The sequence below is a fragment of the Candidatus Melainabacteria bacterium RIFOXYA2_FULL_32_9 genome (assembly GCA_001784615.1).
Lineage (GTDB): Bacteria > Cyanobacteriota > Vampirovibrionia > Gastranaerophilales > UBA9579 > UBA9579.
Window position 1 is genome coordinate 1 of the sequence record MFRQ01000105.1, and the last position, 9,257, is coordinate 9,257.

Here is a 9,257-nt window from a genome sequence, read left to right on the forward strand (position 1 = left end):
ATGGGAAAAGATTCCCGCTAATTATTTAGCCTTTATTCATATTGCCTGTTGCGTTATGGTTCTTTCTAAAATTTTTGTCGGATAGGTTCTAAGCATCACTTTAATTGAAATATAGCTAATTTCTAATTATTTCTGAAAATGCCGCTTTATTTTCCTGCCATAATTGCTCAATATTGACATTATCAGGCAGTTCAAGGGTGATTACAGGAATACCTCTTTCTATTCCTGCATAACTACCAAAAGATCCTGGAGTTGGATAACCAATATCTTCTTGAACGGGATATCCATTTAATCTTGATATCTTTTCGGCTAATTCTTTCGCTGGACCATCATAATTTACAATTCTATATGGAGTATGAAGTGTTATTATCACATCAGGCTTATATTCATCAATTACATTAGTTAAAAATCTTGTCTCTAGCTCACTTGCAGAAAATTCTCCTGAATAATATTCATCTTTTTTAGAAGATAATTCCCAATTTTTTGTAGGAAAATTCCTGTTTAAGTCAACTCCGTTTGCATTCCCCCTGGTATTCAATTCTTTACCATCCGGATTTAAAACAGGAATAAATAAAATTATATTTCCGTTTATAATTGCAGGATTATTAGTTATCTCATTCATTAAATTTAATATTAATGGTTCACCCTCAGGTTCATCACCATGGAATACTCCAATAAACAGAATTGTTTTGCCTTTTTCTGAAGAATGAGATTCAGCTTTGAAAAGCTGAATCTCATTTCCTTTTATAGTTAATTCTTTTTTAACTAATTTTATGGTCATTATTAAACTCTAAAGACTATTTAGCTCTTACAGCCATAGTACCTTTAATTATGCCAACAAAACTATCAGCTTCAAGGCTTGCACCACCAACTAAAGCTCCATCAATATCTGACATTGACATTTGCTCTTCGATGATTGATGGTTTAACACTTCCACCATAAAGAATTCTGGCTTGATTTGCAGCTTCCTGAGTAGAAACTTCAGCAATTACTGATCTGATCATTTTAATTACTCTGTTAGCTTCTTGAGCATCGCAAGTTTTGCCTGTTCCAATAGCCCATATTGGCTCATATGCAAATACTGATTTTGCAATATCTTCAGCACTAATACCAACTAAAGCAGCTCTAATCTGAGTTGCAATATGCTCATCAGTCACACCAGCTTCTCTTTGCTCTAATGTTTCACCACAACAGATAATAGGAATAAGTCCATGAGAAAGAACAGCTTTTGCTTTAAGATTTACGGTTTCATTTGTTTCACCAAAATATTCTCTTCTTTCACTATGACCTATAATTACCGTTGTTACTCCAACATCATGAAGCATAGGAATTGATACTTCACCGGTATAAGCTCCAGAATCTTTATAGTAACAATCCTGAGCGCCAAGATAAATTCCTTTACCGTGCTCTAAAATCTTACCAACTGAATGAAGCGCAGTAAAAGTAGGACATACAGCAACGATAGGCATTGCATCTTTGTTTAAGTCCATTAATTTAACTTTAATATCCTCAGTTAAAGCAACAGCTTCATCAACAAGTTTATGTAATTTCCAGTTTCCTGCAATAACGGGTCTTCTAGTCATTATTAATACCTCTTTTTAAATTAATAAAATTAAAAGCGGCGGTAACTCATTTCTATTAATAATAGAAGTCAAAGCCTAACCGCCGCTCTTTATCAAATTTTATTGTTTATTAGCTATAAACACAATAAATTCTGCAAGTCTTGTACTATAGCCCATTTCATTATCATACCAGGAAACAACTTTAACCATATGTTCACCCATTGTCATGGTTAATTTTGAATCCACGCTGCTGCTATAGTGTGAACCGATAAAGTCAGTACTTACTAATGGTTCATCAACGTATTCTAAAATACCTTTTAATTCACCTTCAGCAGCTTTTTTAAGAGCAGCATTAACTGATTCAATGGTAACTGGTTTTTCTGTTCTTGCAACGAGATCAACAACACTTACGTCAGGGGTTGGGACTCTCATAGCAAAACCGTTTAATTTTCCTTTTAATTCAGGTAATACTAAACCAACAGCTTTAGCAGCACCAGTAGTTGTAGGAACGATATTTAAAGCACCAGCTCTAGCTCTTCTTAAATCTTGATGACCAGCATCTAAGATTCTTTGATCACCTGTATATGAGTGAACAGTTGTCATTAAACCTTCGATGATACCAAATTCTTTATGAAGAACTTTAGCTATAGGAGCTAAGCAGTTTGTTGTACAACTAGCCATTGATATTACAGCATGTTTTGATGGATCATAAACATCTTCGTTAATGCCTAAACAGATTGTAACATCTTCATTTTTAGCAGGAGCTGAAATAATAACTTTTTCAGCACCAGCTGTGATATGAGCATTTGCTTTTTTAGCATCTGTAAAGAATCCTGTGGATTCAACAACAACTTTAACGCCTAAAGCTTTCCAAGGTAAAGCTGCTGGATCTTTTTCTGCGTAAAATTTGATTTTTTTACCGTTTACTACAATGCCATCTTCTTCTGCTTTTACATCAGCATTAAATTTGCCCATAACTGAATCATGCACTAAAAGAAATGCTGCTTGTTTTGGATCAAGGCCAGGATCGTTGATAGCAACGTACTCAACCTTATCAAAGTTTCCACTTTGAACTGCGGCTCTTAATGTGTTACGACCAATTCTTCCAAATCCGTTTATAGCTATTTTTACCATCTAAATAACCCTCTTTCATTAAGGTACATACACATAAAAATATATAGATTAAAAACGACAAGATAGCAAGTAGATAAAAAAAATATCTTTATTTTATCTACTTTAAAACTTACAAATAATTGATATAGCAGCCTTATTAATTAAAATAAGGCTGCTATATCAATTACAATATTATTATTTAATCACCAATTATGCCGTCAATATATGCTATTATATCCCTTCGATTTTTAACTTCGCCTTTAGCCTTTTGCAGTGCGATAAGTTCTATAATTGAATCCAGATTGATCCTTTTTATATTATCTTTTTTAGCTTTTAATGTTGTTAACCAGCTATCATAAAGCTGTTCCATTACTTCTAAAACTTCTTTAATTTCATTGGAAATATTATCATCGTAAGCTGCATTTCCAGGGTTTATCATATTTTCTGCCTCCTGCTAATTATAGGAGTTTGTAATCTACAAGCTAAAAATCTTTTTTAAAACTTTTGGTAATATCCATTACCTAACTTAAGTCATCGTTGTATTCTTTGAAATGGATGGACCTAATTTAAAGTTATCAATTCACGTTGTAGCACTACGTAAAATTTTATTAATTCCCTTCTTAATTTAATATTCCAGTATCTAAATACCATAATACCACAATACAAAAAAATTGCAAGGTTTTTTAGCTTTTTTTAACAATTGTTAAAAAGCTTTTTCTTCTTCTATGGTAACTTCTTTATCTGTTTTATCTTCTTTAAGCTTTACAGGTTCATTAATCGGCAAATCAACCGTTATAGGAACATGATCGGCAAGAGGCGTATTAAATACATAATTTAAATCAAATAAAGTTCTTCCAAAGTGAGGAGCTAACTTATATGGCCCTGTTTTATCTTTAGGATCTTTTAAATAAGCTTTGACAAAAAACCAATCTAGTTTATATTTGCCAAAATGAAGAGGTCTTTCAAAAATAAATGTCGGTATAAATCCCTTAATATATCTTTCATTTGAATTAGATAGCCTTCCAGCTTTACCATTTGTAGATTTTTCTTTTTCTCCTCTAAAATCAAATCTGTAACCATCATTAAATTTCATATCCCTTATTGCTTCATATAGCTCTCTTTCTTTATTTGGAGCAATAATTGGAATATTTTTTACTGTAGGATCTGTATGTTTTCTAGCAAAATTAGTTGCATATATGGCTGAGTTTATCATACCTACAGGCGGAAATACACAAGATATTGCCGTTCTTGTGATAAATTCAGGATCTTTTAACTTCTTTTTAATTTCTCTGGTAACACTGGTAGGAGTTCCATCCCAAGTTGTAGTGTTTAAGTCTCCTGCCACAACTACCGGATTTTTTATGTCTTCAATACTTTTCAAAAGAGTAACTATTTGCTTTTTGCGACCCTTTGGTACAGATCTGTTCTCAAGATGAACAGCTACTATAGTAATCGGGGTATCTAATCCAGAGACTTCAACATCAGCAAGCAGTGCCATTCTACCACCTTGCCTGATTTCCCTTATCATTTCTTCTCTAAATATTTTTTCAGCAGCATGGCGTTTTATAACCTCAAGTTCTGAGATTCTCTTTTTCTCACCATCAAACCAATCGTATACCTGAGGTAATCTAACCATTCTACAGTTCTTCAGCGGATATTGACTGAGAATAGCGGTACCATGTAGCCCTCTATATTTGTTTTTATCTATTATAATCTTCTCATCATTAGGAAATAAGAATCTTTCTTCTGACCATTTATAATCTTCCAAACCAAGATGTACAGGGTCAACTTCCAAAAATTCTACTCCATAAGCATAATTTAACTTTAATGCCTGTGCCAATTCCTCTACTACATTTTTATATCCTGTTCTTGGCATGCCAACGTCAACTTCATTTAAAATCAAAATATTTGCATCTTTAAGAATTTTAGCTTCTTGATCAATAATTTTTATTACATCTTGCTTATTTTTTGCATCAATGGTTGCTAATAATTTATCTGTATTAGTGAATAATAGTTTTATTCTATCTAAACTAAAACCTCTATTAATATTCCAACTGGCAAATCGAATAAATTCTCCTATTTTAGGATCTTTCTGCAATTTTATATTTTCACCAGAGCTAAATGAATTATCAACTATCGGATTATTTAGAATATAGTCCACCTTTTCCTTTAAAACACCGTTAGGTGACTTGGTTTTTGACAATTCTATCAATTCTTGAAAGCTGAAATTATAGTATAACTCCTTATTTATCTGAGTATTTACCGTATTATTTTCATTTTTTTGGATTCCCTGTCCAAAGCTTGCAGGAAAAGCCAAGCTGGAAATAAGTAAAAATGAAACAGTTATTTTCTTAAAATTCATCTCAATATTTAGCCTTTTTCTATAATACTAAATTCTTAATTAAACATACTTATATAAATTTATCAAATATTATATAATAAATAACTATAATAAGGTGGTAAAGCATGTTTTTTACAGATAAACCAATTAAATCATTTGAAGAAGATACACTTGGAAGAAGTGATTTTGCAAGATCATTAGCAAAATCAATAATCAGGCATGAATTACAAGATAGCCTTGTAATCGGACTCTATGGAAATTGGGGATTTGGAAAAACATCCATCATAAATATGGCCTTAGAGCACATTAATTCTCTTAGTAAAGATGATGGCCAAAAACCTATAATTATTAAATTTAATCCCTGGAACTTTTCAGAGCAGAATCAGTTAATTTACCAATTTTTTAAACATCTGTCTTATGTTTTCAGTAATACAAATCATTCGCCGGAACTTAAAAACATAGCAGATAAGTTACAAACTATCGCAAAAATATTCCAACCTGTTTCACTCACTCAAATATTAAATTATGTCCAGAAATCCGATCCTGTTATAAGTGAGTACAATCAGGATACTCTTGATTATTTAAGAAAAGAAATCGATGACGCTTTAAAAATATTACAAAACAAGATTGTTATCGTAATCGATGATATAGATAGACTTAATGGAACAGAGATTAAGCAAGTTTTCCAATTGGTTAAATCCTTGGCCGATTTTCCAAATACAGTTTATATACTTTCTTTTAATAAAGATGTTGTTCTCAGAACCTTGGAAGAAACTTTAAAAGGCTGCTCAGGAGCAGATTATATTGAAGACATTATACAAGTACCATTTGTAGTTCCTACTATTCCTGAAAGTAAAATTTATAAACTGCTTCACTATGAGATAGAAGAGTTATTAAAAGATGAAAAAGAAAGATTCATTGAAGACTATTGGAAAATACTCCATAATTGCGGACTAAAAGTCTTCTTTAAAGATATTAGAAACATAAATCGCTATATGAATGTTTTGAAATTCGACTTTGAACTAGCCAAAAGCGAAATTAGTATAGTTGAATTCTTAGCAATAACAGCAATACAGGTTTTTGAGCCTTATATTTACGATGAAATAAAAAATAACAAAGAATTATTCTGCTACGGGAAAATATTAAACAAACCTGCAAACACAGAAGCACTGGAAAAACTTACCAGAAATAACTTTAATAAGATCATTCAAAAAAGAGAAAAATTATCTGAAGAAGAATTAAAATATATTTTAAGCTGGTTATTCCCTAAAATTGACTATTTATGTGGAAATAGCCCCAGCGAGGCTGATTTAATGCGATTTAAAATAGACCCGTCAATTTCTGATCCCGGAAACTTTGATACTTACTTTAAATCAGCTATACTTGAAACCAAAATTTCCTCCAAAAAAATTAACAGATTAATCTCGAGTATTAAAGATTTTCAAAGCTTTAAGGAAGAACTATTTAAGCTTGAAAATTATGAAATTGATGATTTCCTCACACGCCTTGTTAATCCTGAAAAATTCTCATTATTCAGCAAGTTTATAAATAATATTACTATTGAAGATAAGAAAGGTATTATTATAGGGCTAACAAACCTTGGAGATAAGTTATATAACGATCAATTTATTGATATAAATAAAATTAATAATATTATTCTCTATTATATAAACATAATAGAAAGTCCTGATGATAGGCTTAGCATCTTAAAACAAGCTATTAACAGTACAAAAGACAATATATATATTAGTTCATTAATAATCTATAACTGTGTATTAAATAGAATAATTATTAATCAAGAACATATATACGAACTAAGAGAGCTAATCAAGACGAAAATTGAAACTTATGAAAGACTATATAGACACGAGAATATAGCGCTAATTTTAGCCAATTACAAAAAATTGGGATATCGTGGACAAGTTAATTATTATGTTGAAAAAATAAAACAGAATGACGAAAACTTTATTCATTTCCTCTCAACTTTCCTAACTACCGGAGAAAGATTAAAAGGTGTAGCAATAAGAGCAGATTCTATTAGAATCCTGCTACCTTTAGCAGATGTCAGTACCAGATTAAAGGAAATCAGTACTAATATAAGTTTTGATAAATTTGATGAACATAAAAAATATGTAATCAGCAAAATCTCTACAGCGATTAAATCTGCCAGATTAGCAAAACTGGAAAAAACCGAATTACAATAAAGAGTGGTAGTATAAAACAAAGTGATATAGAACATATTCAGAAATCAAATTTTCCTAGTGTCATTGCGAGGAACGAAATGCAATGAAGTGACGAAGCAATCCAAAAAAAGATAGTATAATATTATTTGGATTGGTGACACAGTCACCTTTTATAACTCATAAATCACTGTAATTAAGACTAAGATTGTAGAGTTTAATGGTGCAGCTTTGCTGCCTCGCAATGACAGTGCGACGATTAGCCGGATTATTGCTCTATTTATCACTTTAATTTTTACCATTACCCAATAAAGTTTATCGTTTTGATACAAGCTTAATTATATTTGTATTTCCTTTTTGATTTGCCCAGGATAAAGCATTTTTACCCTGGTTGTCTTTAAGAGAAATATTGGCCTTATTTTCTATTAACACTTTCACTGTATCATAATCATCCTTGGAAATAGCTTTGATCAGAGCTGTAGTCCCATTTTTGTTTCTAGCATTAATACTTGCCCCACTCCTTAATAACATATTAACCATCTCAGTATTACCGTAACTTGAAGCTAATATCAAAGGAGTATCAGCATTATTATTCTTAGCATTAACATCAGCACCATTATTCAATAAAAGCTGAATAATATTTCTCTCAAGTTTCGGGCTGTCCTGAATCATAATTTTATCAGAATTATTGCTCCCGACAAGAGTTACATAAATACGTCTCCTGGCTGCATGCATTAAAGCTGATTCACCAGCTTCATCCTCTGCATTAACATCAGCACCCTTATTGAAAAGGCATCTGATTATTTCTATATTTCCATTATTAACAGCATTAATCAGAGGAGTCCTGCCATTTTTACTTTTATTATTAATATCAGAACCATTTCTTATGCAAAAATCAATCATTTTTGATTGTCCATTAGCAATTGCAGCTGATAAAGCAGTATCTTCTGCTATATTTTCAGCATTAATATTTGCTCCCTGACTCAGCAAATATTTAACAACATTAATATGCCCTTTTGCAGCAGCATAAGCAAGAGCTGTGTTTCCATCTGTATCAGTATCATTAATATTACATTTCTTTTTAACTAAAAACTTAACTGTATCTATTTTGCCATTTCCAGCAGCTGCGATTAGAGCATTTAATCCTCTTTTTTGTTCCTTAACATTGATATCAGCTCCATTATTTTCTAAATATTTAACGATATCTGTATCATTATTAGCTGATGCCAATATTAAAGCCGTCTGGCCTGATTTTGATTTGGCATTAACATCTACACCACTCTTTATAAAGAATTTTAGAACATTAGAGTGTTTATTATTAAGTGCAGCAAACATCAAAACAGTCATTCCTCCATTGTCTACTGCATTAACCTTGGCTCCTTGCTCAGTAAGAAGCTTAATCATGTTAATATCACCATACTGAGCGGCTTTCATTAAAGGAGTTCTACCCAGGTCATCTACTTTATTTATATTTACTCCATTATCAAGTAAAAATTTAACAAGTTTTGTATGACCATTTTGAGCAGCAATCATTAAAGGCGTCTGCCCAGTAAAATTAGTTGTGTTCAGATCAATTCCCTGTAGTTGCAGAACTTTAATTACAGATATATCACCTGCTTTAGCTGCATCTGTCAGCATATTATCGTTAACATACTTATGTATTCTTTTTTGACTTACTTTATTGTCAAAATTATGCTTTACTTGCCCGATACTCCAGAAAGTTATGCTTATTATAATTACTAAAAATAATATAAATCTTAATCTTCTTCGAGCTATTAACTTTCTTTTCTTTAAAATCTTTCTATATCTATTGCTATGCTTATCCCCACGCATATTTGATCTCATTTTTAAGTCATCCTTGCTTAATTAATCTTATTTCCAGCTTAAGAAATATTTCATTATTCTGCAATTTAATAAACTTTTCTTAACAAGTTAACTTGAATTTCTAATTAATTTTAGCCCAAATTCTCAAAAACCCGCCAAATCATCATATTCATATAATTTTTGAGAATTTTAATTCAATATAATTCAAGTTGCCAGCTACATAAATTCTTGCTTTGA

7 protein-coding genes are annotated in these 9,257 nt (G+C 31.3%); 1 reads left to right on the forward strand and 6 read right to left on the reverse strand.

From position 1 onward, the window contains the following. Positions 1 to 115 precede the first annotated feature (115 nt). From A2255_02055 to A2255_02075, 5 genes are all read right to left on the reverse strand, one after another. Complete coding sequence (locus A2255_02055; GenBank protein ID OGI18762.1) at positions 116 to 781, reverse strand: hypothetical protein; 666 nt, start codon at positions 779 to 781, stop codon at positions 116 to 118. 16 nt (positions 782 to 797) lie between these two features. Then, the gene (locus A2255_02060) at positions 798 to 1,583 is read right to left on the reverse strand and encodes a triose-phosphate isomerase (GenBank protein OGI18763.1); all 786 of its coding nucleotides are present in this window, start codon (positions 1,581 to 1,583) and stop codon (positions 798 to 800) included. 99 nt (positions 1,584 to 1,682) lie between these two features. After that, positions 1,683 to 2,696, reverse strand: coding sequence for a type I glyceraldehyde-3-phosphate dehydrogenase (locus A2255_02065; protein OGI18764.1), 1,014 nt, complete (start codon positions 2,694 to 2,696; stop codon positions 1,683 to 1,685). Between the two features lie 178 nt (positions 2,697 to 2,874). Continuing rightward, a complete protein-coding gene (locus tag A2255_02070; GenBank protein OGI18765.1) occupies positions 2,875 to 3,114 on the reverse strand; it encodes a hypothetical protein in 240 nt (79 codons plus the stop codon). Between the two features lie 264 nt (positions 3,115 to 3,378). Further along, the gene (locus A2255_02075) at positions 3,379 to 5,037 is read right to left on the reverse strand and encodes a hypothetical protein (GenBank protein OGI18766.1); all 1,659 of its coding nucleotides are present in this window, start codon (positions 5,035 to 5,037) and stop codon (positions 3,379 to 3,381) included. A 104-nt stretch (positions 5,038 to 5,141) separates the two neighbouring features. Between A2255_02075 and A2255_02080 the strand changes: the two genes are divergently transcribed. After that, positions 5,142 to 7,220 (forward strand): hypothetical protein, encoded by a 2,079-nt coding sequence (locus tag A2255_02080; GenBank protein ID OGI18767.1) that lies wholly within the window; start codon positions 5,142 to 5,144, stop codon positions 7,218 to 7,220. Between the two features lie 291 nt (positions 7,221 to 7,511). On the opposite strand, the gene A2255_02085 is transcribed toward A2255_02080, so the two are convergent. Beyond that, positions 7,512 to 9,041: a hypothetical protein gene (locus A2255_02085; protein ID OGI18768.1), complete on the reverse strand. Its 1,530-nt coding sequence runs from the start codon at positions 9,039 to 9,041 to the stop codon at positions 7,512 to 7,514. Positions 9,042 to 9,257 lie beyond the last annotated feature (216 nt).